General features: G+C 54.6%; 19 protein-coding genes and 9 pseudogenes. 16 read left to right on the forward strand and 12 right to left on the reverse strand.

The features are described from left to right. The 3 genes and pseudogenes from JCM13995_RS07445 to JCM13995_RS07455 form a co-directional block, all read left to right on the forward strand. The coding region (locus tag JCM13995_RS07445) for an FGGY-family carbohydrate kinase (protein WP_263849605.1) at positions 1 to 857 on the forward strand (857 nt) is incomplete at its 5' end. A gap of 23 nt (positions 858 to 880) precedes the next feature. After that, positions 881 to 2300 (forward strand): annotated as a pseudogene (araA, locus tag JCM13995_RS07450) (L-arabinose isomerase). 9 nt (positions 2301 to 2309) lie between these two features. Further along, positions 2310 to 3005: an L-ribulose-5-phosphate 4-epimerase gene (locus JCM13995_RS07455; protein WP_054664146.1), complete on the forward strand. Its 696-nt coding sequence runs from the start codon at positions 2310 to 2312 to the stop codon at positions 3003 to 3005. 175 nt (positions 3006 to 3180) lie between these two features. Here the strand turns inward: JCM13995_RS07455 and JCM13995_RS07460 are convergent, their stop codons facing one another. The 3 genes and pseudogenes from JCM13995_RS07460 to JCM13995_RS07470 all read right to left on the reverse strand — a co-directional run bounded on the left by JCM13995_RS07460 (position 3181) and on the right by JCM13995_RS07470 (position 5718). Beyond that, complete coding sequence (locus JCM13995_RS07460) at positions 3181 to 3813, reverse strand: TetR/AcrR family transcriptional regulator (protein ID WP_054664149.1); 633 nt, start codon at positions 3811 to 3813, stop codon at positions 3181 to 3183. Between the two features lie 30 nt (positions 3814 to 3843). Then, positions 3844 to 4994 (reverse strand): annotated as a pseudogene (locus tag JCM13995_RS07465) (ABC transporter permease). Position 4995: 1 nt separating this feature from the next. Next, positions 4996 to 5718 carry an ABC transporter ATP-binding protein gene (locus JCM13995_RS07470; RefSeq protein ID WP_054664152.1) on the reverse strand — a complete coding sequence of 241 codons (723 nt, stop codon included), beginning with the start codon at positions 5716 to 5718 and terminating at the stop codon, positions 4996 to 4998. Between the two features lie 403 nt (positions 5719 to 6121). Between JCM13995_RS07470 and JCM13995_RS15965 the strand changes: the two genes are divergently transcribed. The 5 genes and pseudogenes from JCM13995_RS15965 to JCM13995_RS07495 all read left to right on the forward strand — a co-directional run bounded on the left by JCM13995_RS15965 (position 6122) and on the right by JCM13995_RS07495 (position 9413). Beyond that, entirely contained in the window at positions 6122 to 6439 is a 318-nt protein-coding gene (locus tag JCM13995_RS15965) for a hypothetical protein (RefSeq protein ID WP_225350782.1), read from the forward strand. Positions 6440 to 6443: 4 nt separating this feature from the next. Further along, a pseudogene (locus JCM13995_RS07480) lies at positions 6444 to 7498 on the forward strand (FtsX-like permease family protein). Between the two features lie 5 nt (positions 7499 to 7503). Then, on the forward strand, positions 7504 to 8193 hold the full coding sequence (locus tag JCM13995_RS07485; protein ID WP_054664155.1) for an ABC transporter ATP-binding protein: 690 nt from the start codon (positions 7504 to 7506) through the stop codon (positions 8191 to 8193). A gap of 103 nt (positions 8194 to 8296) precedes the next feature. Beyond that, a complete protein-coding gene (locus JCM13995_RS07490; protein ID WP_054664158.1) occupies positions 8297 to 8545 on the forward strand; it encodes a hypothetical protein in 249 nt (82 codons plus the stop codon). A gap of 268 nt (positions 8546 to 8813) precedes the next feature. Continuing rightward, positions 8814 to 9413 carry a DUF805 domain-containing protein gene (locus tag JCM13995_RS07495; RefSeq protein ID WP_054664161.1) on the forward strand — a complete coding sequence of 200 codons (600 nt, stop codon included), beginning with the start codon at positions 8814 to 8816 and terminating at the stop codon, positions 9411 to 9413. A gap of 45 nt (positions 9414 to 9458) precedes the next feature. Here the strand turns inward: JCM13995_RS07495 and JCM13995_RS07500 are convergent, their stop codons facing one another. From JCM13995_RS07500 to JCM13995_RS07530, 7 genes and pseudogenes are all read right to left on the reverse strand, one after another. Continuing rightward, a complete protein-coding gene (locus JCM13995_RS07500; RefSeq protein ID WP_054664164.1) occupies positions 9459 to 10400 on the reverse strand; it encodes a metal ABC transporter substrate-binding protein in 942 nt (313 codons plus the stop codon). A 21-nt stretch (positions 10401 to 10421) separates the two neighbouring features. Further along, positions 10422 to 11189, reverse strand: a pseudogene (locus JCM13995_RS07505) (metal ABC transporter permease); the annotation flags it as partial. Beyond that, a pseudogene (locus JCM13995_RS07510) lies at positions 11186 to 11925 on the reverse strand (metal ABC transporter ATP-binding protein). The pseudogenes JCM13995_RS07505 and JCM13995_RS07510, both read right to left, overlap by 4 nt. Before the next feature lie 132 nt (positions 11926 to 12057). Further along, entirely contained in the window at positions 12058 to 12366 is a 309-nt protein-coding gene (locus JCM13995_RS07515; protein WP_054664167.1) for an ArsR/SmtB family transcription factor, read from the reverse strand. A gap of 13 nt (positions 12367 to 12379) precedes the next feature. Continuing rightward, positions 12380 to 12943: a cadmium resistance transporter gene (locus tag JCM13995_RS07520; protein ID WP_054664185.1), complete on the reverse strand. Its 564-nt coding sequence runs from the start codon at positions 12941 to 12943 to the stop codon at positions 12380 to 12382. Between the two features lie 85 nt (positions 12944 to 13028). Beyond that, entirely contained in the window at positions 13029 to 13466 is a 438-nt protein-coding gene (locus tag JCM13995_RS07525; RefSeq protein WP_054664170.1) for a universal stress protein, read from the reverse strand. After that, a pseudogene (locus tag JCM13995_RS07530) lies at positions 13466 to 15120 on the reverse strand (Nramp family divalent metal transporter). Before JCM13995_RS07530 ends, JCM13995_RS07525 begins: the two are co-directional and overlap by 1 nt. A 430-nt stretch (positions 15121 to 15550) precedes the next feature. Between JCM13995_RS07530 and JCM13995_RS07535 the strand changes: the two are divergent. From JCM13995_RS07535 to JCM13995_RS14440, 3 genes and pseudogenes are all read left to right on the forward strand, one after another. Continuing rightward, the gene (locus JCM13995_RS07535; protein ID WP_054664173.1) at positions 15551 to 16219 is read left to right on the forward strand and encodes a VIT1/CCC1 transporter family protein; all 669 of its coding nucleotides are present in this window, start codon (positions 15551 to 15553) and stop codon (positions 16217 to 16219) included. A 15-nt stretch (positions 16220 to 16234) separates the two neighbouring features. Continuing rightward, positions 16235 to 16934 (forward strand): annotated as a pseudogene (locus JCM13995_RS07540) (VIT1/CCC1 transporter family protein). 113 nt (positions 16935 to 17047) lie between these two features. Further along, entirely contained in the window at positions 17048 to 17188 is a 141-nt protein-coding gene (locus tag JCM13995_RS14440; RefSeq protein ID WP_156314368.1) for a hypothetical protein, read from the forward strand. Between the two features lie 95 nt (positions 17189 to 17283). Here JCM13995_RS14440 and JCM13995_RS07545 read toward each other — a convergent pair whose 3' ends face one another. Beyond that, on the reverse strand, positions 17284 to 17742 hold the full coding sequence (locus JCM13995_RS07545) for an NUDIX hydrolase (RefSeq protein WP_054664176.1): 459 nt from the start codon (positions 17740 to 17742) through the stop codon (positions 17284 to 17286). Between the two features lie 294 nt (positions 17743 to 18036). On the opposite strand from JCM13995_RS07545, the pseudogene JCM13995_RS17710 reads away from it, so the two are divergent. Then, a pseudogene (locus JCM13995_RS17710) lies at positions 18037 to 19300 on the forward strand (ABC transporter substrate-binding protein). Between the two features lie 161 nt (positions 19301 to 19461). On the opposite strand, the gene JCM13995_RS07555 reads toward JCM13995_RS17710, so the two are convergent. Continuing rightward, positions 19462 to 20076, reverse strand: coding sequence for a hypothetical protein (locus JCM13995_RS07555; RefSeq protein WP_056989588.1), 615 nt, complete (start codon positions 20074 to 20076; stop codon positions 19462 to 19464). Positions 20077 to 20400: 324 nt separating this feature from the next. Here JCM13995_RS07555 and JCM13995_RS15970 point away from each other — a divergent pair, with 324 nt between their 5' ends. From JCM13995_RS15970 to JCM13995_RS07570, 4 genes and pseudogenes are all read left to right on the forward strand, one after another. Further along, positions 20401 to 21066 (forward strand): PRD domain-containing protein, encoded by a 666-nt coding sequence (locus JCM13995_RS15970; RefSeq protein ID WP_225350783.1) that lies wholly within the window; start codon positions 20401 to 20403, stop codon positions 21064 to 21066. Beyond that, positions 21050 to 21340 (forward strand): PRD domain-containing protein, encoded by a 291-nt coding sequence (locus JCM13995_RS15975; RefSeq protein WP_225350784.1) that lies wholly within the window; start codon positions 21050 to 21052, stop codon positions 21338 to 21340. The genes JCM13995_RS15970 and JCM13995_RS15975 overlap by 17 nt, the downstream gene beginning before the upstream one ends. A gap of 118 nt (positions 21341 to 21458) precedes the next feature. Continuing rightward, positions 21459 to 23031, forward strand: a pseudogene (locus JCM13995_RS07565) (PTS transporter subunit EIIC). Between the two features lie 245 nt (positions 23032 to 23276). After that, positions 23277 to 24215, forward strand: coding sequence for a MalY/PatB family protein (locus JCM13995_RS07570; protein WP_162230920.1), 939 nt, complete (start codon positions 23277 to 23279; stop codon positions 24213 to 24215). Positions 24216 to 24257 lie beyond the last annotated feature (42 nt).

The following is a 24257-nucleotide window of genomic DNA, read 5'->3' on the forward strand; positions in this document are numbered from 1 at the left end:
GTGCGCTGCAGCCTGGGGCGGTGATGGCGCCGCCGGAAGGGGATGCTGGCACCGGAATGGTCGCCACGAACAGTGTGGCGGTTAATTCAGGCAACATCTCAGTAGGCACGTCGGCGTTTACGATGACTGTTTTGCCTGAGCTTCCCGACTCTTGGGATCCGGCGATCGATATTGTGGCGACGCCAACGGGTCAGCCGGTTGCGATGGTCCACGCCAATAATTGTTCCTCAGACCTCAACGCCTGGATCAATCTGATGGGAGATGCCATCGCCGCGGTTACCGGTGAGACCCCTGACGACTTGTACCAACGGCTTTTTGCCGCAGTCCCCAAGGCGGACGCCGACCTGGGCGGCTTGCTCGCTTTTGCAAACGTCTCCGGTGAGAACATCACCCAGGTCGATCAGGGCCGGCCGATTCAGGTCCGCACGTCAAGCACGCAGATAACGCTGGCCAATTTTATGGCGACACAGCTGGACGCTGCCTTTGCCCCACTGGCGGTCGGCATGGAAAAGCTGCACGAGCTGGTCACACTGAAGGAGTCCACGATGGTCGCGCAAGGCGGGCTGTTTAAGACCCCTAAGATCGCGCAGCAAGTGCTGGCGAATGCGCTGGACCTGCCGATCACGGTCATGACGAATGCCAGTGTCGGCGGTCCGTTTGGGATGGCGGTGCTTGCACAGTTTACCGCGGTCGGTGGCGGCGATCTCGCGGAATATTTGCAGTCTGAGGTGTTTAAGCAGACGACGGCGACCACGCTCGCGCCAGAGCCAAGCGGCCGCGCCGCTTACCAGCATTTTCTTGCCCGCTACAAAAAGGCATTGCCGTTGGCGCGGCAGGCCGGCAGTCTCGTTGATTAAAAATCTGAATGGAGGACTTCGCAATGAAATTAGCACAACAATATGAATTTTGGTTTGCCGTGGGCAGTCAGGCCCTGTACGGTGAGGAGACACTGAAACAGGTCGAAGCCGACAGCAAGACCATCGCGGCCAAGCTGAACGAAAGCGGCACGCTGCCTTATCCCGTCGTGTTCAAGGGCGTTTTGACCACCGCCGATGGCATCACGGCCTTCATGAAGCAGGCCAACTATCGCGATCAGGTAGCCGGCGTCATCACTTGGATGCACACTTTTTCACCGGCGAAGAACTGGATCCGCGGCACCAAACTTCTGCAAAAGCCACTGCTGCACCTGGCGACGCAGTTCCGCAATGATATCCCTTACGAAACGATCGATTTTGACTACATGAACCTGAACCAGAGTGCGCACGGCGACCGCGAGTACGGCTACATCAACGCGCGGCTCGGCATTCACAACAAGGTTGTTTACGGCCACTGGGCAACGCCGGAAGTCCAGCAGCAAATCGCTGACTGGGAAGACGTTGCCGTGGCTTACGCCGAGAGTTTTCAGACCAAAGTGGCGCGGTTCGGTGATAACATGCGCAACGTTGCGGTGACAGATGGCGACCGGGTCGAGGCCCAAATCAAGTTTGGCTGGATCGTCGACTACTACGCACTGCACGATGTCGTTGAGGTGATCGATGCCGTGAGTGAAGCCGACATCGATCAGGCGTACGAAGATCTGACCGCCAAGTACACGGTGTACGCGGCGATAATGATGCGGCCAAGTATGACCACGCGGTGCGCTATCAGCTCCGCGAATACCTGGGGATTAAAAAGTTTCTGGATGACCGCGGCTACAACTGCTTCACGACCAACTTTGAAGACCTGCACGGGCTCGAGCAGCTGCCTGGATTGGCGGCGCAACTGCTGATGGCGGAAGGTTACGGGTTCGGCGCCGAAGGGGATTGGAAGACGTCCGCGCTCAGCCACATTTTGAAGGTCCTCGCCCATAACCAGAAGACGTCCTTCATGGAGGACTACACGCTGGATCTGCGTCCAGGGCATGAGGCCATTTTGGGCTCACACATGCTGGAAGTTGATCCTTCCATCGCCTCCGACAAACCGCGGATCGAAGTGCACCCGCTGGACATCGGCGGCAAGGCCGATCCGGCCCGCTTAGTCTTTAACGGCTCCGCCGGCGACGCAGTTGACGTGACCCTGGCGGACTTCCGCGATGGCTTCAAGTTCATCGGTTACCCGGTGAACGCAGCCCTGGCCGAAAAGCCGCTGCCGCATCTGCGTTGCCAGTCAGCTGTGGACGCCAAAGGTGGCTGAAGGAAGGCGCCACCGCCTGGATTCAAAATGGCGGCGGTCACCACACGGTTTTGTCCTTCAGCATCAACACCACCCAGATTAAGGACCTGGCGACGCTGTTTGGTGTGAAGGCAATCGTGATTGAGTAGGAGGCCGGCATGCTAGAAAAACTCAAAGAGGAAGTCTACGAGGCCAATATGCAGCTGCCCAAGCTGGACCTGGTCACGTTCACCTGGGGCAATGTCTCCGGGATCGACCGTGACGCCGGTCTGTTTGTGATCAAGCCATCCGGGGTGCCGTACGAAACGCTGCAGCCCAGCGACATGGTCGTCGTCAACCTGAAGGGTGAGGTGGTTGAAGGCAAGCTGCGGCCGTCCAGCGACACGCCAACGCATGTGGTCCTTTACAACGCGTTTCCGGACATTGGCGGGATCGTGCACACGCACTCACCGTACGCCGTCACCTTCGCCAGTGCGAACATGGATGTCCCGGCCCTCAACACCACTGCGGCTGATACATTTTACGGGGATGTGCCGGTGTCAGAGCCGCTGTCTAAGGCGCAAATCGAACGCGCCTATGAAAAGGAAACCGGCGAGGTGATCGTCAAAACCTTCGCCGACCGGCACCTGGATCACGACGCGGTGCCGGCAGTGCTGGTCAGTCAGCACGGGCCGTTCACATGGGGGGCGACACCGGCCAAGGCCGTGTATAACGCCAAGGTGCTCGAGGTCGTCAGCCAGATCGATTATCAGGCCATGACGCTGAGCGCTAAGGACAATCACGTGCCGCAGTACCTGCTGGATAAGCACTACTATCGCAAGCACGGCAAGAACGCGTACTACGGTCAAAGGTAGCCCGGTTTGACCAGCTGAGCTAGAGTTAGATTTACCGGTTTCACGTGGAACAACTGCAGATTGAAGGGTCACCAGCAATGTTGACTGGCTGTTGAATTTGCCCATTGCGTTAATAAAGCCACCGCACGCTCTTTGGATTGAAGAAGGGCGTGCGGTGGTTCTTTGTTTTTGATTTCTAGGATAGGGCCGGCATGACGTTGGTGAGAATCTTGGCGGTGGCCTGATCCACGTCGAGTTGCAGCTCAGGCTTCAGGATGACGGGTAATAGGTACGTCAGCATCAGACCGAATATCGGCCGAAATGCCTCGAGGGTGAGGGGGTGCTGGGGCTGACTGAATTTGACCAGCATGGGCATGACGGCCGGGACAAAGCGTTGCTTGGCCATTGCCAGGGCACTGTCGAACAGGTCGGTGTTGACCAGGACTTCTTGCAGAAAGACGCGTATGATCAACCGGTTGTCCAGGACAAAGCGCATGCGGTCACTGACGAGAAACCGCAGCGCGGCTTCCAGCGAGTCGAAGTGCTGCTTGGCTGTTTCGGCGACAAATTCATCGGCGACGGCGGGGAGCACGCTGGCTTTCAGCGGCTCAAGCAAGGCGTCGAGGATCTCGCGTTTATTTTTAAAATGCTTGTACACAGTGCCTTCCGAAACGCCCGCCAGGTTCGCGATGTCGGCGGTCGTGGTGCGATCGTAGCCTTGCTCGGAAAAAAGCTTCAGGCAGGCCTTCAGCACGTTCTGCTGTTTTTCCGACAAGTCTGACTGTGCCAGGCTGTTGGCCAATAATGTCTCGACTGAATTGACTTGCATGGCGACCTCCTTATTGCTGCAATCAGTTTATCACACCTTGCGATACCGCCGCATGCCGCGGACGTTCAGGCCGGTCAGGACCAGCAGGAAAAGCAGAAGCACGCCGATGTCCAGCCCCAGGCTCGTGAGCTTGGTGCCGTACATGATGATCTGCGTCATCGCGTGGCCGGCGTAAGTCAGCGGCAGCACGTAGGAGATGTCTTTGACCCAGCTCGCCAGGGAATCCAGCGGAACGATGCCGGAGAAAAAGACTTGGGGGATGACGATGATGGGGATAAACTGCATCATCTGGAATTCGGATTCCGCCAGCGTCGACATCAGGATACCGAACGCCAGCGCGACGAGGGCAAGCAGGAAGTTGATGACCATGACCGCACCCAGCGTCCCGGTGATTTCAACGCCCATGAAGCCAACTGTGGTCAGCACGATGATGACGGTTTGAATCATGGCCAGGATGCCATAGCTGATCATGTAGCCCAGCACGATCTCACCGCGGCGCACCGGGGTGGCCAGCAGGCGGTCCAGCGTGCCAGTCGTGCGCTCCTTGAGCAGCGCCATGCCGGAAATCAGGAACACGAAGAAGAACACGAAAAAGCCCATCAGGATCGGCACGATTTTGTCAAAAAAGCCGGTGTTCTTGTCGCCGTAGTTGTAATGGTTGGTGATCTTGGTGCGCTGTTGCGCTTGGCTTTGGGCTGCTTCATGGCCGCGGCCGCCTGCGGGGAAAGCTTGGCGATGGTGGTCGCCATTTGGCTGACGGTTTTGCTCAGCTTGACGGTCGTTTGCTTCAGCGTCTTCATGCCATTTTGCGTCAGCGCCGCGTTGAAGCCGGCCTTGACCAGGCTGGTCTTGGTGGCATCGGTGTTGGCGTAGGTGATGGTGTAATGGCTGGCGCTGGTTTCGTGAATCACGGCGTCGACCTTTTGATTCTTCAGTGCATGTTGCGCGCTGGCATTGCTGGCCTTATTGATTACCCCCACGTGTTTGACGTCATTCAGCGTGGTACGGACATTGTCGTTCAGCCCGACGGTGGCGACTTTGACGCTGGTGGTCGAACTCTGAGTAAAAATCAGTTTCATCAAAAACATGATCAGCACCGGCGCTACAAACATCAGCGCCAAGGTGCGCTTGTCGCGAATGAGCTCAGTCACCACGCGGCGGGCAATATAAAGTGCGCGCATATTAAGCCACCCCTTCCGCTTTTAAGAAGACTTCTTCGATCGTCTTGACCTGGTACTGTGCCTCGAGCTTGGCCGGCGCATCGTAGGCCATGACCTTGCCGTCGAGCAGCAGGGCGACCTCATCGGTGAGCTCGGCCTCATCCATCACGTGGGTGGTGATCAGGACGCCGCGGCCGGCGTCGCGCAGTTGATGCAGCTCGTGCCAGATCTTGCGCCGCAGCGCCGGATCAATGCCGACAGTCGGCTCGTCCAGCACCAGCAGCTCGGGGTCACCGAGCAGGGCAATGGCGAGTGAAAGCTGGCGCCGCATGCCGCCGGAGTAGCCGGAAACGCGCTTTTTGAGGTCGGGCGTGAGGTCCACGACGTCGGCGACATGTGCAATGTCTGCCGTCAGCGCATCCTTTTTAACGCCTTTCATGCGGCCGAAAAAGCGCAGGTTCTCCTCGCCGGTGAGGGCGTCATACAGCGAATCGTCCTGTGCCATGTACCCGATTTGACCCAACAGCGCGCGGTTGGGCATGTGCGTGGCGAGCACGAGGGCCTCGCCGCCGTCTGCGACTTCCATGCCCAGCGCAGTTTTGATCGTCGTGGACTTGCCGGCGCCGCTGGGGCCAATGAGCCCGAGGATCTGGCCTGCGTCCACGTGCAGCGAGACGTCCGCCAGCACGGTTTGCTTGCTGAACTTCTTTTGCAGGTGCTTCAAATCAATTAATCTAGTTGTCATTCGTATCGTCTCCTTGGTGAGTGATGACTCACTCAACGGCGATCACTATACCCGACTAAAAAGTGAGTGTCAACTCACTTTTCAAAAAGCTTTCTGAAAATAATTAAGACAAAAAAAAGTTGACACGGTGTCACCGACGCGTATACTAATCAACATCGGCATGTGGTGACACGCGTCACCACCGCAGAAAGCGAGGACTAGCCTTGGTATTACCCACTTTTGAACATTTGGACGAAGAAAAACAGGCACGCATCCGCCAGGCGCTGCTGAATGAATTTTCCCATTACTCGCTGGCCGACGCCCAGGTGGCGCGGATCTAAAAGACGCCGGCATTGCGCGCGGCGCGTTTTACAAGTACTTTACCGACCTGACCGATGCGTACCGGTACCTGTTCGGCATCGCCATGCGCGAGATTCACCAGGGGATGCCCAAGCGGCCGACCGCCGGCAACGTCGACGAGTACATCGCCGCGCTGCGCCAGTTTATTGAAACCACTAGCCAGTGCGAGTACCGCGACCTGATCCAGCAGCATTTTCGCTACAACGAAGGCTACCTGGGCGAGACGCCAACGCGGCTGATTCCCGGTGGCGACGCCAAGCAGTGGGCGTTCACCGTGCTGTATCACCAAACCGTGAAGGACATTATGTTAGCGCCGGACACCGCCGAGGCCCGAATCGCGCAGCTGCGCATCGCCTTGACGCGCGGCAGTGAAGGAGAATGAGGTCATGTTTTTAGCACTGAAAGAAATTAAGAAGGAAAAACTGCGCTCGGGGCTGATCATTTTCATGATTGTGCTGATCGGCTACCTGATCTTCATTCTGACCAGCCTGGCGCTCGGCCTCGCGCAGCAGAACACCGACGCATCAATGGCTGGCAGGCGCAGCGCATCGTGCTGAACGCTGATGCGAATACCGACATGCGTCAGTCGTTCCTGACCCAAAAGCAGGTCGGTAAGTTGTCGAAAAAGGAGGCGCTGCTGGGCGAAACCAGCGTTGTCGCCAAGGCCAAAGGGCAAAAGCAGCAGTCCGCCGTGTTCCTGGGGCTGAAGCCAAGCCAATTCATCTACAAAAATCTTAAGCTGACGGCCGGCCGCAATGTGCAAAAAGGCAACGAGGTCGTGGTCGACACCGCGTTCAAGAACGCCGGTTACAAGCTGGGCGACAAGCTTCAGCTGAACGACTACAAGGATAAGTTCACCATCGTTGGGTTCACCGATAAGGCCAAGCTGAACATCGCGCCGGTGGTTTACGGGCGGCTGAGCAGCTGGTCTGCACTGCGCGGCATCGTCGCGGGGCCGGTGGGCTCGGCGGTGATTTCGCAAAGCAAGAACTATAAAAATACGGCTTCGGGCGTGAAGACTTACACCAAGCAGCAGGTCATTAACAAGCTGCCTGGGTACTCCGCGCAAAACGCGACCTTCATCCTGATGATCGGGTTTTTGATGGTCATCTCGCTGATCATCATCGCCGTGTTCCTGTACATCCTGACGATGCAGAAGCTGCCAAATTACGCGGTGATGCGCGCGCAGGGAATTCCAAGCAAGGTGCTGGTCTCAGCGACGGTGTCGCAGTCGCTCCTGCTGGTGCTTTCCGGCTTGGTGCTCGCGACGGTGCTGACCATCGCGACGGCCGCTGTGATGCCGAGCGCCGTGCCGATGGCCTTCGACATTCCCGCGCTGGCTGAAGTGGGCCTGGGCCTGCTGGTCATGGCGCTGCTGGGGAGTCTGATCCCAATCAAATCGGTGCTGAGCGTTGATCCCGTTTCCGTTATTGGAGGTTGAGCGACATGAAAAATTCATTTTCAGTCTCACACGTGAGCCAAGTATTTGGCACCGGCACCGCCCGGGTCGAGGCGCTGCATGACGTCAGTTTTGAGGCGGACGCCGGGTCGCTGAGTCTCATCATGGGGCCGTCCGGATCGGGGAAAAGCACCTTTCTGACCATCGCCGGTGGTCTGCTGACGCCAACCAGTGGCAGCGTTGAGGTGAACGGCATCAAGTACACCGAGCGCTCAAAAAAGCAGCGCGACGCCTTGCGCCTGGATGCCATCGGCTTTGTCTTGCAGGCGTACCACCTGCTGCCGTACCTGACCGTTGCCGATCAGTTCAAGCTGGTCGACAAGGTCAAACCGACCGGCAACCTGTCGAAGTCGCAACTTGACGACGTGCTGGCGACACTAGACATTCAGAACCTGGTGCACAAGTACCCTGGGGAGCTTTCCGGCGGCCAGCAGCAGCGCGTCGCCATCGCGCGGGCGCTGTATCCAGACCCGGCGATCATTTTGGCCGATGAACCGACCGCGGCACTTGACAGTGCCCGCGTCGAAGTCGTCGGCGCGCTGCTCAAGGACTTAGCTGTCAAGCACAACAAGGCGGTGGTGGTCGTGACCCACGACACGCGACTGATGCCGTTTGCCGACCACCTATACAACATGCAGGACGGCTGGCTGAGCGGGGCCGAGGCCGTCGCGAGCTAAAAAAACGGCGACACCCTGAGCATATGATTCGCATTTTATCCCTAACATGCGTTATCCTAGATGTGGATAAAGCGTTTTCATCAATGGGAAGGGGACGAGTCACATGGAGTTCAAGGTCAGTCTGATGGTCAGCAAGAACCCGGTGTTGTTTTGGTGGGACGACGGGTTGAAAACCGACACCCCGGCCGCGCTGGAGTACCTGAATGAAGTGGCACCGATCACCACCGTGAGATTTCCGGAGCCGACAGGCAAGCAGGGTTTTGACCTGACCGACTGCGAAGAGACGTTTAATGGGTTGATGTCGATGGGGGCGAACGTGGTCGTGGCCCCGCGGCAAAAGGAATTGCAGTAGCACGAATAGCGGCTTGCCTCGTGAAGGGGCGGGCCGCTTTTTGATGGTTTCAGGTCAGGCTCGCCGCGCCTTTTAGTGCCAACTTGACTACTCGGTAAGATGGGCAATGCTCGGTGATGGCTAGGTCAGGCCGCACATGAGTCCGAATCAAAACTGTGAAATCGGTATAACAGTGGACGAATATTGGTTAATGATATTAATTATATTGTGATGGGTAATCGCCCGTGCTATGATTCACCCGTCACCATCAGACAAGGGGGTAAGGAAAATGGCAATTAAATCCAATCAAGCCGAGCAAGCCGCGGCGCACAATCGGTACTATCGGGCGACCGGCTTCACATCGATCAAGGCGTTTTTTGGTAATTATGTGAACTTCAAGGGGCGGTCCAGCCGGAGTGAATACTGGTGGATCACGCTGTTTCAGACCATCTTATCCATCATTGTGATGATTGCGTTCCTCGGCGCGGTGGTCGGTGCCATCGTTGGCAGTTCCAGCGGGATTGATCCCAAGAAGCTGTTTGCCAGCCTCGGGGCGGGCCTGGTGATTTTTCTGGTGCTGGTGGTCGTGTTCTACGTGGCGGTACTGCTGCCAGGCATTGGCCTGACGGTTCGGCGCTACCGTGACGGCGGGATCCCGTGGTGGATTTTTCCCATCCAGATCATTGTGTACAGCGGCGCGCAGCTACTGAAGAGCGGATCGACCGCGCAGAGTTTGGTGGAATGGGCGGCCCTGCTGTCGATGATCATCTTGGCGCTGTTGCCGTCCAAGCCGCTGCCAGTTTCACGTAACGGCTTCACCCAGGATGATGGGCTTGACTCGCGCATCAATCCCAGCGTGTTTGCTGCCAAGGAAGATGATCAGAAGTAGTAATTGAATGTACCAAAAAAAGGGGCCGGCGCGGCCTCTTTTGCGTTACGCCTTGCTCAGGCCTTCGTGGATCTTTTCCAGGTTCCACTTCATCATGTCGTAGTACGTGTCACCGTTCGTGCCGGTTTTGGCCAGGGAGTCGGTGAACAGCTGGGCGTGGATCGGCAGGCCGGTGTCTTGGGCAATTTTGGTCATGGACTTGGGGGACACGGAGGTTTCCACGAACAGGCTGCGGACGTTACTTTTTTCGATCTTGACCAGCACGGCCTTCATCTGTTCCGGCGACCCCTGGGATTCAGAGTTCAGCTCCCAAATGTAGGCCGGCGTCAGGTCGTAGGCGGCGCCGAAGTACTTAAACGCGCCTTCCGAAGTGATCAGGACGCGGCGGTCTTCCGGCAGGTCCTGGAACTGCGCCTTAGCGTCTTCGTGCAAGGCCGCGAGCTTGTTGGTGTAGGCAGCCGCATTTTGCTGGTAAAACGCTGCGTTTTGCGGATCCTTTTCAGCCAAAATGTCGGTGATGGTCCGCACGTACTGGATGCCGTTCACCAGGTCCAGCCAGGCATGGGGATCTTGCTCTTCAGGATTGGTTGTCAGGTGGCGCGGCCGCACGCCGGCGCTGGCGGCGAAGACGTCCTGGCCGAAGTGCTTGCCTGAGGTGTCGACCAGCTTGGTGAACCAGCCGCTGCCGCCGGTTTCCAGATTCAGGCCGTTGTGGAACAGCACATCGGCTTCGGCGGATGCGGCGATGTCGGCAGGCCGCGGTTCGTATTCGTGAGGGTCGGTGCCGCGCGCGACGATCGAATAGACCCCAACCTTATCCTTGCCGACCTGCTGCACCATGTCCTCAAGGATCGAGTTGGTGGTGACCACGCGCAACTTACCAGTTGGCGACTCGGCATGCGGCCGGTCGGTGCGGGTGGTCAGAAATAAGGCAACGCCAGCGATCATGACGGTGACGCTGAGCAGCGTGAGCCAGAAGCGACGCATTTACAGCACCTCCTCGTCGGCCAGCACGATCGCCGGGCCAGACGCCCAGTTGAAGGTGTAGCTGAGGTAGAGGCCGACGGTGGCGGAGACGGCGCCGATTGCGGCGGACAGCCCCAGCATCACCGGCAGCCGGTTCGTCCAGAGAAACGCGGTGGCGGCCGGTGTGATCAGCATCGCGACCACCAAGATGATGCCGACGGTTTGCAGAGCCGACACGGTGACAAGCGTCAGCACCAGCATCAGGCTGTAATGGATGATCTGGACCTTGAGGCCGTATGTCTGCGCGAATACCGGGTCAAACGAGGTGATCTGCAACTCCTTGTAAAAGGTCACCACAAACAGCAGCACAATGCCGAGCACGATGGCAGTGGTCATGATGTCGCCGTCCGATACGGCGAGGATGTTACCGAACAAAATGTGGTTCAGGTTCACCGCGCTGCCGGCCGCGGCGATCAGGATGAAGCCCAACGCGTAAAACGCGGAAAAGACGATCCCAATCGACGTGTCGGTTTTGAGCTTGCTGTGGGTCGAAACGAAGCCGATGAGCAGCGCCGCGATGATGCCGAACACCGACGCCCCAATCAGCAGGTTGATGCCAAGCATGTAGGCGATGGCGACCCCTGGCAGTACCGCGTGAGAGATGGCGTCACCCATCAGCGACATCCCGCGTAGGATGATGAACGCCCCGATGATCCCGGACATGATGCCGACCATGATGGCGGCCAGCAACGCACTTTGGAGGAAGCCGTAGCGGCCCAGTGCCGTGATGAATTCGGTAATGGTCGTCATTGCGCCACCTCCTGACGGTCAAACAGGACCGCCGACAGGTCTGGGGAAAAGGCGCGCGTGATGTTTGCCGCGGTGTACACCTCGGCTACTGGCCCGTAGTCGATGATGCCGTGGTTCATCACGACCAGGTCGTCGAAGTACTGGAAGACCTTGTTCAAGTCGTGGTGCACGATGATGATGGTTTTGCCGGCGTCGCGCCACTGCTTCAAAATCGCCATGATGGTGGTTTCGCTTTGCAGGTCGATGCCGACAAACGGCTCGTCAAGGATGATAAGGTCGCGTCCTGCACGATCGCGCGGGCGACGAACACGCGCTGGAGCTGGCCGCCGGACAGGTTGCCGATTTGGCGCTGGCCGAACGCACTCAGCTCAACTTGTTCAAGGGCGGTCTTGGCCTGGACCTTTTCCTCGCGGCCGGGATGGTTGAACAGGCCGAGGCGCGCGTAGGTGCCGGTCAGCACAACGTCGAAGGCGCTAATGGGAAACGTCAGGTCTAAGTCCTTGCGCTGCTCGACATACGCGATGCGGCGCTTGAAGACGCTCAGCGGACGGTCGTTGAACGTGGCCGTGCCGTGTTGCTTTTTGATCAGGCCGAGCGCGGCCTTGATCAGCGTTGATTTTCCTGCACCATTGGGACCGATGATGCCAGTGATTTTGCCCGCGTCGAAGGTGACGGTCGCATCAGTGAACACTGGTGTGGCATCGTAAGCAACGGTGAGGTCCGTGAGTTGCAGCATGGAACCCCTCCTTATTTTTAGGCGTGGCTAAACTTTTCTCAACCTAAGCATATCAGGTGGGGCGAATTTGCGCAACCAAAATAGGCCGCGTCACCCCCTCAGGCAGAGGGAATGACGCGGTCTCAATTTGGTTTATAGTTTAACGGGCTGGCCGGCGGTTTCATGTGAAACATGCGCCAGCATCGCGTCGACCACCGTCAGCACGTGTGGCTCGTCCAGCACGTAATACACGTGGCGGCCGACCCGGCGGCGCGAGACCAGCCGGTACCGATACAGCATCGCCAGCTGGTGAGAGACCTGCGGCTGATCGATGTTCAAGCCGGCGGTGATGGTGGTGACGTCGGCCTCGTGGTTTTTGAGAAAATATAGGATGCGGACGCGAGTGTCATTGCTGAGGACCTTAAAGATCTTCACCGCTTCCGCCAATTGTTGCGCATTCATTTTCGGCCATCTCCTAGACTAGGGCAAGCAAGTGGGAGATCAAACCGCTGTCCCAAAAGACCCAGAGCCCTACGGCTGCGTAACACACGCGCATCAGCGTTTCGCCATGGGCCTTCATCATCGCCGCCACCTGCGGCAGGCGGCCGATCAGGTTGATGACCAGGACGACCGCGACGGCTAGAAGTGCGATATACACCAGTGTGACACCGAAGTGGGCCAGCGTCTCGCCAGCCAGGACCGGCAGGAAGATCGACAGGTTACAGCCGGCGCAGACGGACAGGTAGGTCAAAAATACCGAGGCGACCGCCGAGGTTTGCGTGCGCGGCTGATCCGAATCGTTGTCCTGGCGCAGCGCCATGTACAGCGGCAGAACACCGAGGACCCCCAGCGTCCATTCGGGCACCAGCAGCGCCAGCGTTTTGCCGATCGCAAAGCTCAGGGTCATCAGCACGGTGACGCCGAGCACGTAGCCCAGGATCACTGCGCCGCGCGAGTAGCGTTTCAGCAGGAACAGCAGCATGAAAAAGAAGTCTAAGTTTACACTGAGAAAAGTCAGCGTGAGGAGCCAGTAGTTCATCAGCGACATCCTAACTTGTTATATGTTTTATGTTGCATATATCCGCCAAAAACAAAGCCCGTTAATTTCCCGGGCAATGTTTAAGTTACTCTCGCACGACCAGCACGGAGCATGGCGCGTACTTCGCCATGTAAGCGGCCTGCGAGCCGAAGTGCCGGGCGAGGCCTTTCTTGGCCGCTGCGCCGATCACCAGCAGGTCCGGCTTGTACTTGGGGATGAGTGTTTTGACGATGGTTTCCCCGGCATCGCCTTCGCCAATCACGGCGCGGACGTCCTTGATGCCGGCCTTTTCGGCGAGCTGAACGTATTCGGACAGGTGCTGTTCGAGGTCCTTGCGCTCGCCGTGCACGTAGTCCTTCGACAAGGCTTCGTACACATTCATTTCGTCGCTTTCCATGATCGTGGTGATCACGAGGCTGGCGCCATCGACGCGGGCGCGGTGAATCGCGTACTGAAACGCGGCCAGGGCATCCTCGGAGTCATCAACGCCGACGAGGATTTTTTGATAGTCATCTTGTGCCATCAGCGATTATCCTCCTTTTTGCTCTTATCTTCAGCAGTTTCTTCGGCGCGTTCCTGCTTGACCATTTCGTCAGCGGACTTGCCGGCCGCCAGCAGGTCATCGCGCGAAATCCCGGACGCGATCAGCGCCTGGTTGCCTTTGTACATGTCGTACATGCACCAAGCCAGCAGCAGCAGGATCAGTACGATGGCAACGTAAGCCGCCATGTGCGCTTCATTGGCCATACTTGGGCTGACAAAATCGGCGAACGCGTCGGGCAGGTTGAGCATGTTCAGGAAGGTCAATCCAATGACCGAGACCCAGCCACAGATCTTGACCCAGAGCCGGTTCTTAAAGCGAGAACCATTTCGGCCTTGGAATCCACCATGAGCAGCAGAGGCAGCATGGAAAACGGCAGTGCAAACGCAAGGAAGACCTGAGAATCGTTCATTAAATTATTCAGGGCCTCGTGTTCGGCCACCGGCGGCAGATTGCGCGTCATCCACACGCAAACCAGCACAGGAATGACGGAAATCAGCCGGGTGACCAGGCGCCGGGCCCATAGCGGCATCTTCATGTGGACGAAGCCTTCCATGATGACCTGCCCGGACAAGGTGCCGGTAATGGTCGAGTTCTGGCCGGAAGCCAGCAGCGCGACCGCAAACAGTGTGGAAAGAATGCCAGACTTGGCAACGGCGATCAAAATGCCGTTGGACAGGACCGAGGTGTCAGATAGCGCCTTGTACAGGCCGAAGAAGGACGGATCCTTGACGGCGCCACTCTTGAAGACCGCGACCCCCATGATTAGGAGTAGAGAGTTCACAACGAAGGCGACGGACAGCTGAATGTTCGAATCCCACTGACTGAAGCGTACGGATTGTGCGACCTGCTCTTCGTCATCGTGGTCGATCTTGCGCGTCTGCGAAATCGCGGAGTGTAGGTAGAGGTTGTGGGGCATGACCGTTGCCCCAATGATGCCCAGCGCCCCGGACAGCGGCGTCATGCCGTTGACCGTCGGGTGCGAAGCCACTGTGCCGATCGACGGCACCAACCCCTTCATCGCCGCGAGCCAGTCGGGCCGACTCAGCGCGACCTGATAGGCGAAGACGAACAGGATGACGAGAATCAAGGCGACAACAATCGCTTCGATTTTCCGGAAGCCGATTTTGGTCAAGAGCAATAATAGCAGCACATCAAATACAGTAATGAAGACATCAATGACCAGTGGAATGCCGAACATCAGGTACAGCGCAATGGCCGCCCCAATAACTTCCGCAATATCAGTCGCCATGATGGCCAGCTCGGTCATGATCCATAGGACAATACCGAGCGCCTTGCTTGTCCGGGCCCGAATCGCCTGAGCCAAGTCCATTTGCGTCACAATGCCAAGTTTAGCCGCCATATTTTGAAGTAACATCGCGATTAAACTTGAAATTAGGATGATGGACATCAGGAGGTAGCCGAAGTTTTGCCCCCCGGTGATACTGGTTGACCAGTTACCTGGATCCATGTAACCGACGGCAACCAGAGCCCCGGGACCTGAATAGGCCAGTAATGTACGCCAGAATCCTTTGCCTTTTGGCACTTCGACGGTGCCGTTGATCTCCTCAAGCGATGGTCCATTGGCGTACTCAATGAGCTTGCGCTTTTTGGGTTGCTGTTCTGTTTCTTTCACTATCCCCAATCCTTTCTGAAATCACCCTCAGTATACCCCTGAAGTTTTCCGTGTAAAGTAATTTGTTAGCCTAACCTAATAAAAACTTTTTAAGCACGTATGCAGATATGCGAGATATGCCCATAATACCGGGGATTCTAAGCGTTTTGGTTAGTTTTTAATCCCTAACAAAAAGACAGTAAAAGCTTTTCATCCAGTGGTGAACGAGAATATTCGGTAAATGAAAAAAATTGAAAATGTAGGGGACAATGCCTATATATGGGCACAAAACGCATATTGACTGGGATGGGCGGCAATTCTCTGAAAAGCCGAACCTTAATTTGTTTAGGAACACCAAAACGAAACGGTTTTCTTGCTTTACAATGAAGAAGTCGAGACTTAGACTGGTTGATGTACATATTAGAATGGTTACAAATTGTGGGGTGGAACCATGAAGTTATCAGAAAAGGTCAACGTGCTGCGCGCCAGCGTGATGGGCGCCAACGACGGCATCGTGTCGGTGGCGGGAATCGTCATCGGCGTGGCCGGTGCGACGGCCAACAATTACGCGATCCTCATTTCCGGGCTGTCCGGCATGCTTGCCGGCACCGTGTCCATGGCAATGGGGGAATACGTCTCCGTAAACGCCGAGCGTGACGGGCAAAAGCGTGCGATCACTGAAGAAAGTCGGGCACTTGACGACGACTATCAGGGTGAGTTTGATTTCATCCAGCACAAGTATATGAAGACAGGCATTTCCGGCGAGCTGGCAAAACAGGCCACCGGTGAAATGTTGAGCCGCGACCCGTTGAACGTGGCCGTGCGTGAACGGTACGGGTTCGACTCCGGCGAGACCACCAGTGCCGTGGCGGCGGCGGTGTCCTCGATGATTGCCTTTCCGACAGGGTCAATCCTGCCGCTGGTGGCGATCACCTTGTTCCCTGCGGCCATCAAGCTGTGGGCCACGGTGGTGGCAGTCGTGATCGCGCTGACGATCACCGGCTACATCGCCGCGGCACTGGGCAATGCCAACCGCTGGAAGGCCGCGCTGCGCAACGTGGTGTCAGGGATCTTAACCATGGCCGTGACTTATTGGATCGGCACACTGTTTGCGCATTAAAGGAAGCGGTCAACGATGATGAAAACTATGCATCAATCAAAAACTAAAGAAAAACAAACCATGGCCGAGCGCGCCAACACCTTGCGAGCCGGGGTCCTGGGTGCTAATGACGGCATTTTGACTGTCGTCGGTGTGCTGTTTTCCGTGGCGGCCGCGACCACCAACCAGTTCACGATTTTCATCGCGGGGCTGTCCGACCTGCTGGCCTGTGCCTTTTCCATGGCGTCCGGTGAGTACGCCTCTGTGTCGTCGCAAAAGGACACGGAAAAGGCTGTCGTGGCGGCGGAGTCACGGCTGCTCGAGACCGATCTCGCCGGTGAAAAGCAGGCGGTCACGGATTACTACGTGGCGCGTGGTGTCACCGCCGAAACGGCGGGTAAAATCGCGGATCAGCTGCTGCACGAGGACGCACTGGGCACCGTGATCCGGGTGAAGTATGGCCTGAAGAAGGATCACTACATGAACCGTGGTACGCCGCGTTTGCGTCCCTGGTGTCTGCGGCGTCGGGTGGCATTTTCCCCCTGTTTGCCATGACTGTGGCACCGGTGGCGTGGCAGTGGCCGGCGACCATTCTGGCGGTCATCCTGTCGGTGTCTTTGACCGGGTATCTGTCCGCCAAGCTGGGCAACGGGCTGGTCAAAAACGCGATGATCGCAATGTGATCGTCGGCATCATCACCATGATCATTCACTACGGCATCGGGCAGCTCATGTAAAACTGTGCAGCAGGCCGATTATTTCCCGGGTGTTGTGTTATGGTGGCATTGTACCAAGATGTTTGGAATACCTAAAAAAAGGCCAGTAGACCCTGAGAAAGGGAGCGAAAGACATGGCGGAAGCAAACGAGCAGCCAATGATTGATGCGGCGACTCAAATGCAGCTGCGTGACCAGACGGAATGCGAGCGGATGATCGACGGATTCCTCCTGCAGAACCTAGTCACAATGACCAACCAGTCTTATTTAGCCTAATTCTTGCCGAGTGCAATGCGGTCAGTTGGTATTGCAGTCGATGGGAAACGAAAGCACCGCTCGAATTTTTTTTCGAGCGGTGCTTTCGCGTCTCATCAGCAATGCTTGGCGGCGTACGCGACCATGTCCGCGTTCTGCTGGTTCAGCAGCGGGGGCAAAGCGTCCAGCGGCCAGTACTTCATCTCTGTGGTTTCGTTCGGGTCGGCCTCAGCAAAACTGCCGCCGACCTGCTTGACCTCGTACAGCATGGCGATGGTCTGGCAGACGTCACCGTTCGGGTAAACTGTCTCCCCTTGGTCGAAGCAGTGCAGCTGGCGCACGATCGCGACATCTAGTCCGCTGTCTTCCTTATACTCGCAGACCAGTGTTTGCGCGTATGTCTCGCCGTACTCCATGTACCCGCCCGGCAGGCTCCAAGTCCCGTTGTCGGTCCGATGGTTGAGCAGGACTTCGCGCTTGTCGTTGAGCAGGATGCCTGCCGCGCAGTTGAGGATCAACGGCATGTGGCCAACTTTTTCGCGAACCGCTTTGATGTATCCATAAGTTTCTGGCATGAGGCGCCTCCCTTTTCCTCTAGCATACTCGCATTTCTTGGCGCTGGCATTATTGACGGACTGGCCCGCGCAGCCCGCCCGCACAAAATGGCGACGCTTTCAGCAATTAGGTGGAAGATTTGCGCGGCGTTTTCAGTTGAAGCCTCACACCAAAAGGGGCGACACCCTAGAAAAAATTCACTGAATCTGAGCATATCCCTTTCAATTCCGGTCAAAAGTCGGCATAATGGCTAGTGACAAGACACCACATTTTTCATATTTGGAGGAATTAAACATGACTAAACGCATGAGCGTGTGCTCGCGTTAGCAGTTGGGGCACTTTTGACAGTGGGATTGGTGGGCTGCGGCAATAGCAGCAGTCAGTCCAAGTCGGAGCCGGTAAAAATCACGTACTGGCACCGCATGACCGGGTCTTGGAACAAGGCCCAGCAGAAGACCATTGATGATTTCAACAAGAGTCAAAGCAAGTACAAGGTCGTTGCGACCAGCCAGGGCAGTTATGACGCCCTGCAACAAAAGCTGATGGCTGCGGCCAAGAGCAAGACCCTACCGGTCATGGCGCAGGCACCGACCACCAACATCGGTGATTACGTTAAGAACGACTTCCTGATCCCGTGGGATTCACAGATGCTGCACGGCAGCGACAAGCTGTCCGCCGCTCAGCTCAGCGACGTCTACCCAAGTTTCCTGAAGGCCGGCGAGTACAAGGGCAAGTATTACGGCCTGCCGTACTCCGAATCCACGCAGGTCCTGTTTTACAACGAGACCCTGATGAAGAAATACAACCTGACCATGCCGAAAACCTGGGACGACATTGAAAAAAATGGGCCCGGCCTTGAAGAAGGACGGTCTGGCAACGCTGGCGATGGACCAGTCGTACGACGTGCAGCTGGAAGGCATGGCGATGCAGGCCGGCCATAAGCTGATCACGGCAGACGGCAAGGCGAACCTTAACGCGCCGACCACGCTGGCCGCAGTTGACAAGATCCTCAGCTTGCGCAAGGCCGGCTACATCAAGACCGCCGGCACCGATTACTACTTTACCGTGCCATTCAGCCAGCAAAAGGCAGTGTTTGGCATCGGCAGTTCGAGCTCTATCGGCTCCGTTGAGGCGCCAAAGGGCATGAAGTGGGGTACTGCGACCGTGCCAAGCTTTGCCAACGATTCCGTGGCTGAGCCGCTCAACGGGAATGACAACGTCCTGTTCAAGGGCGCAAGCAAGGCTCAGCAGCAAGGCGCTTGGGCCTTCCAGAAGTTCCTGCTGAAAAAGCAGAACGCGGCATACTGGGCCAAGAAGTCCGGCTACGTGCCGATCACCAAGAGCGCCACGCAGTCCGCGACCTACCAGAACTACCTGAAAGCCAACCCGACCTTTAAGGCGGCTGTGGATGCCTCCGACACTGCGTTTGCTTCGACCGTCTTCGCCGGCTACGGTGACTACCGCAACGACCTGATGGACACAGTCGACAGCACACTGACCAAAGGCACCGCTGGTAAGACCGCGTTCGATGCCCTGCAGAAGAAGACGGAAGCGATTTTGAAAGAGAACAAGAACTAGTTTCTCTCAGACAGGCACCCAAGCATTCGTTCGCAATCTGCGAATATGTTGCTTGGGTGTTTTCTGGTGGGGCGAATTATTCATATTACCCGAAAAGCTTTTGGAATTTATGGTAAACACATACGTCAGTCAGACTAAGAATAACGGTGTTGTCGATATAACTATTGCTTTGTTTCTCCAGCGTAGTACACTTTTTGACCAATTTCTTGCTTGGCATCGTTCCACAAGAACACTTGTGTTTGGTGACCACTATCGTCTAATCGAACCAGCGCGTCTCCTTCTGGTGTTTTAAAAGCATACATGGTCTGATTATCATTGACTTTTTTTGAACGATAAATCTCTCTGAGAGCTCTAATATGCTGTACGGACAGCTGCCCAAACACTTTTGCGGAGGTCTTGATTTGTGCTTGCTTTATAGAGCTCGACCGTGTCACCTTTTCTTTCAACAGGCCACCAAAATTACCGGCGACAACTTTATCCTCGGTGTCAAACCGAATACTAACAGAGGGGTAAGCCCAATAATCTCCTTGATGATCTGTCGGGTTACCCAATACTTTTGTAACCTCAGATTTGGTCATTCCAGTATGAAGTGACATCTCTGCTTTGGTGGCCTTAGGGGTTCCAGCTGTCTGACTTTCTTTCAACGGTTGATTGTTATAGCCTGTATTGTCATCAGTGTAGCCAATAATTCCACGAATCATACCGGCTGCCACAAAAGCAATCGGTATAATAATGATCTTTTTTTGATACCACGGTTGGTTATATGCTTTTGTCATTTTATCCCTCACAGCCAAGGTGCCTAAAAAGCCGAGAACAAATGTGATTCGAGCTACTTCGTCCAGCTCCAGTATTAATGTGTACCATGAGTGTTGTGAATGTGCAAGCGCTGACAACAGGAGGCTCTGGCCAAATTCAAAACTTATTTTCTCTAATGAATAACATAAGGAAATAAGGACCACCTTTTTCTTTTGGATTTGTTTTTCCGCAAGTAGAGGAACGCGCCTTTTGAGACCACACAAAAATAAAATAACGAGACGATTGGATTATATGGGACGCGGACGGAGAGCTCAGTTGAAATTATTTTGACAAAGAAGGTAAAGATGCTATCATACAACCGTAAACGTTTACAAAATCCGAGAGGGTGGCTAACTAAGAAACTCGTCGTCAAGATAAACAAGGTGAATATCTTGCTAATTTCACAAGTACTGAATAACAATGTCATACTCGTTGAAGATGGGCAAGATCAACAGAAGATTATTTGGGGTCGTGGGATAGGGTTTAAAGCACACGCTGGCAATCACTATGAGCTTCAGAAAACTGATCGTGTTTTTTCCGCCGTGCCATCTGATGACGAGCAATGGATCGGACAGTTTAAAGAGTTATCTGAAAAGATCCCGCGTGAATATTTTGAACTCACAGAGAAAATCATTCATCTGGCTCAAAGCCAGATAGATGCCGATTTTGATGAACATTTGTTGATTCCCCTAACTGATCACATCTATTTCGCGGTCGAGCGGGTTAAGATGGGGTTGAATCTTGCCAATCCAATGCTTTACGATTTGAAACGCTTTTTCTCCAAAGAATTTGCGGTTGGAAAACAGGCGCAGGAGATGATTCAGCAGCTTTCCGGTGAACCTATCTCTGATGATGAAGCAGGTTTTATCACCATTCATTTGGTCGAACATGAGATTCAGAATTCGAAAAGTTCGGTTGATACTTTTGCCAGTTTTTTTGGAGATCACGACCGACGTGAACAACATCATTGAAGCGGCGTTCGGACGTAAGTTTTCAGACGATAGTATTGCAGTTAATCGTTTGATGACTCACTTACATTATCTGATACTACGCAGTGGGTCAAAACACGTGACCACTACGTCGCCTGATGATTCAGCATTACTTGAGGCATTAAAGCGCGGGCATCCGCGCGCGGGGAATTGCCTAGATCAGGTTGTAAGCTATCTAGCTCAAAAGCTGGATTATAAGTTTACTGATTCCGATAGACTTTACCTTTTGATTCATATCGTTCATATAACTGAATAAGGGCTTGTAACTTTGAGTAGGCAATACCCGACGATCACAGCACATATCATTGATATAGATGCTGTAGTCGTTGGGCATTTTACATATTTGAGCTAATTTTCTGAGAGGAGCATCAATTATGGACAACGCAGCGGCGAAAGAAAGCCGAAAGACCAGATTTTATGCGTTTATGCAGAACTTGGGTAAGTCGTTTATGTTCCCAATCGCAACTCTGTCCGCCATGGGAATCTTGGTCGGACTCGGGAGTGCGTTTACCGCGCCATCAATGATGGATCGGTTGCCATTTTTACAGATTCATTGGGTCAATATTGTCTTTTCATTTATGAACACCGTCGGCAGTTTTGGGTTCACTTATCTACCAGCAATGTTTGCGATGTCGCTTCCGTTCGGTTTAGCTAAGCGGAATAAAGGTGTTGGCACTATCGCGGCTTTCGCTGGATACATTTCCCTAAACTTGGGCATCAACTTTATGCTTCAGTTGCAGTAAGCTGGTCTCCGCAGCAAAGATGCAAGCTGCGGGACAGTCAATGGTTCTTGGTATTCAATCACTTGAAATGGGGGTTTTAGGCGGTATCTTAGTTGGCCTGATCACCTATTTCCTTTTGGAACGGTATCAGGAAATTAAGCTTCCCGATGCCTTCTCATTCTTTGGCGGGATTCGTTTTATCCCAATCATTTCTGTGATTGTCGAATCATTTGTCGGCTTGCTGATGCCATTCATCTGGCCAATCTTCCAGAGCGGCATCGTGGCCTTGGGTCATCTGATTCAAGGGGCGGGTATCTTCGGGCCATTCCTGTATGGGATTGCACTATCCATCTTGAAGTTGATGGGTCTTCACCACATTCTCCTAGCAATGATTCGCTTTACTGATGCTGGTGGGACTGCGGTCGTTGCCGGGAAGACCGTCAATGGGGCATTAAACATCTTCTACGCACAGCTTAACGCTGGTGTTCCCGTTTCTGGTAAAGCCACAGCCTTCCTTTCTCAAGGCTTCATGCCGACCTTCATGTTTGGGTTGCCAGCTATCTGCCTTGCAATTTACCTGACAGCACGGCCAGAGAATCGTGATCGGATTAAAGGCTTGCTGATTTCAGCGACACTGGTTGCGTTTGTTTCCGGTATTTCTGAGCCAACTGAATACCTGTTCCTGTTTATCGCGCCAATGCTGTATGTTTTCCACACAGTCATGGAAGGCTTCTCCCTTTCGATTATGGCACTGCTTGGTGCACGAATGGGGAACACCGATGGTGGTGTGCTTGACTGGATTCTCTTCGGTTGGTTGCAACCCGGTTCCAGATGGTGGTTACTGATTCCAGTTGGTGCTGCTTGGTTTGCAATTTACTTCTTCTTCTTCCGTTGGTACATTTTGAAAAAGGACGTCAAGACGCCTGGACGTGAAGCTGAGGGTGCAGCTGTGATGACTAAAGGTGCTGGTATTTACGATCCTAGCGTTATCCTTGGCGCACTTGGCGGTGCCGCTAACATTGTGTCACTCGATAATTGCGTGACCCGTCTGCGTTTGGAAGTTAAGGATCCTAGCAAGTTGGATGAAGATAAATTGAAGCAGTCTGGTGCGCTTGCAATTATGAAGGCGGAAAAGTCAGTTCAAATTGTGTATGGCGCGCAGGTTCAAAGTGTTAAAGACGGCGTTGAAAAGTTAATGTCTAACGGGGGCGCCTCACCTGCTTAGAAGGGATGCAAAATAATGACACAGTATGATTTTGATACACTGGCTGATCGATCAATTGATAATGCGCGGAAGTGGGACTCTGGAATTGTTCATAGTAAGTTTCCGAAAGTTCGGGATGATTTTATTCCACTTTGGATTGCTGACATGGATTTCCAGGCAGCGCCTGAAATCGCGAGGCATTGGCTAAGATGTCGGAGAACGGTGCATATGGGTATACATACCCTACTGACCGTTGGTACCAGAGTGTGATTAACTGGCAAAAGACTCGTCACGGTAATGACGTGAAGAAGGATTGGATTACATTGGGTTATGGGACGGTGCCTAATATGCACGTCCTGATTCAAGCTCTGCTCCAGCCTGGAGACAGTATTCTGATCAATACGCCAGTGTATGGTCCGTTTGCTTATGCAGCTGAGCATAATAATCGTGGTGTAGTCACGGTTCCTTTAATCAAGAACGGGACACGCTATGACATGGATTGGGATGGAATTGAGGAGGCGATGGCGACTAAGAAGCCAAAGCTGACCTTCTTCTGCAACCCGCACAATCCGTCTGGCCGGATGTGGGCAAGAGATGAGATCATTAGGTACGCCGATCTGTGCGAGAAGTATCATGTGCTGTTGGTTTCGGATGAAGTTCACTCTGAGCACATCATGCATGGGACCTTCGTCTCTGCGCTGCAGTTACCCACGAAATATTTGGATAATCTTGTCATGTTTACTTCTCCGAATAAAGCATTTAACTTAGGCGGCCTGAAGTTGTCGTATTCGATCATTCCTAACGATAACCTGCGGGCAATCTTCCGTAAGCGTTACGCCGCGAACTCCGTGACTTCTCCTAATGTGCCAGGCCAGATTGCAATGACAGTAGCATATGAAGAATGTGCCGACTGGTGTGATCAGTGTGAAGCCTACATCAGAGAGAACCTTCGGATTACTGCAGACTTTATCAAGCATGATTTCCCCGGCTGGCAGCTGATGGATATGGATACGTCCTACCTGCCTTGGGTTGATGTGGCCGAATTTGGTATTGATATGCACACTATTGCCAAGACTATGGCCGAGGAGGCGGGTGTGGTCGTTGGTATTGGTGATGACTATGTCGCAAACGCAGATGACTTTCTTCGCTTCCCCAGTTTACAATTCAAGTGCAACACCCTGACGACTAGACCAGAAAGGCCATGAAGACCTATTCTTGTTAGTGCTAGCTAAACAAGAAAGCAGGGA

Source organism: Lacticaseibacillus camelliae DSM 22697 = JCM 13995 (assembly GCF_001311195.1).
Lineage (GTDB): Bacteria > Bacillota > Bacilli > Lactobacillales > Lactobacillaceae > Lacticaseibacillus > Lacticaseibacillus camelliae.

Excerpts from the sequence above, each read along its gene's own strand:
- JCM13995_RS07470 (WP_054664152.1), bottom strand. The coding sequence starts at position 5,718 with ATGACAACTAGATTAATTGATTTGAAGCACCTGCAAAAGAAGTTCAGC.
- JCM13995_RS07490 (WP_054664158.1), top strand. The coding sequence starts at position 8,297 with ATGGAGTTCAAGGTCAGTCTGATGGTCAGCAAGAACCCGGTGTTGTTT.
- JCM13995_RS15970 (WP_225350783.1), top strand. The coding sequence starts at position 20,401 with ATGCTATCATACAACCGTAAACGTTTACAAAATCCGAGAGGGTGGCTA.
- JCM13995_RS07515 (WP_054664167.1), bottom strand. The coding sequence starts at position 12,366 with ATGAATGCGCAACAATTGGCGGAAGCGGTGAAGATCTTTAAGGTCCTC.
- JCM13995_RS07520 (WP_054664185.1), bottom strand. The coding sequence starts at position 12,943 with ATGAACTACTGGCTCCTCACGCTGACTTTTCTCAGTGTAAACTTAGAC.
- JCM13995_RS07455 (WP_054664146.1), top strand. The coding sequence starts at position 2,310 with ATGCTAGAAAAACTCAAAGAGGAAGTCTACGAGGCCAATATGCAGCTG.
- JCM13995_RS07545 (WP_054664176.1), bottom strand. The coding sequence starts at position 17,742 with ATGCCAGAAACTTATGGATACATCAAAGCGGTTCGCGAAAAAGTTGGC.
- JCM13995_RS07485 (WP_054664155.1), top strand. The coding sequence starts at position 7,504 with ATGAAAAATTCATTTTCAGTCTCACACGTGAGCCAAGTATTTGGCACC.
- JCM13995_RS07500 (WP_054664164.1), bottom strand. The coding sequence starts at position 10,400 with ATGCGTCGCTTCTGGCTCACGCTGCTCAGCGTCACCGTCATGATCGCT.
- JCM13995_RS07460 (WP_054664149.1), bottom strand. The coding sequence starts at position 3,813 with ATGCAAGTCAATTCAGTCGAGACATTATTGGCCAACAGCCTGGCACAG.
- JCM13995_RS15965 (WP_225350782.1), top strand. The coding sequence starts at position 6,122 with ATGCGCGAGATTCACCAGGGGATGCCCAAGCGGCCGACCGCCGGCAAC.
- JCM13995_RS07555 (WP_056989588.1), bottom strand. The coding sequence starts at position 20,076 with ATGACAAAAGCATATAACCAACCGTGGTATCAAAAAAAGATCATTATT.
- JCM13995_RS07525 (WP_054664170.1), bottom strand. The coding sequence starts at position 13,466 with ATGGCACAAGATGACTATCAAAAAATCCTCGTCGGCGTTGATGACTCC.
- JCM13995_RS07535 (WP_054664173.1), top strand. The coding sequence starts at position 15,551 with ATGAAGTTATCAGAAAAGGTCAACGTGCTGCGCGCCAGCGTGATGGGC.
- JCM13995_RS07495 (WP_054664161.1), top strand. The coding sequence starts at position 8,814 with ATGGCAATTAAATCCAATCAAGCCGAGCAAGCCGCGGCGCACAATCGG.
- JCM13995_RS14440 (WP_156314368.1), top strand. The coding sequence starts at position 17,048 with ATGGCGGAAGCAAACGAGCAGCCAATGATTGATGCGGCGACTCAAATG.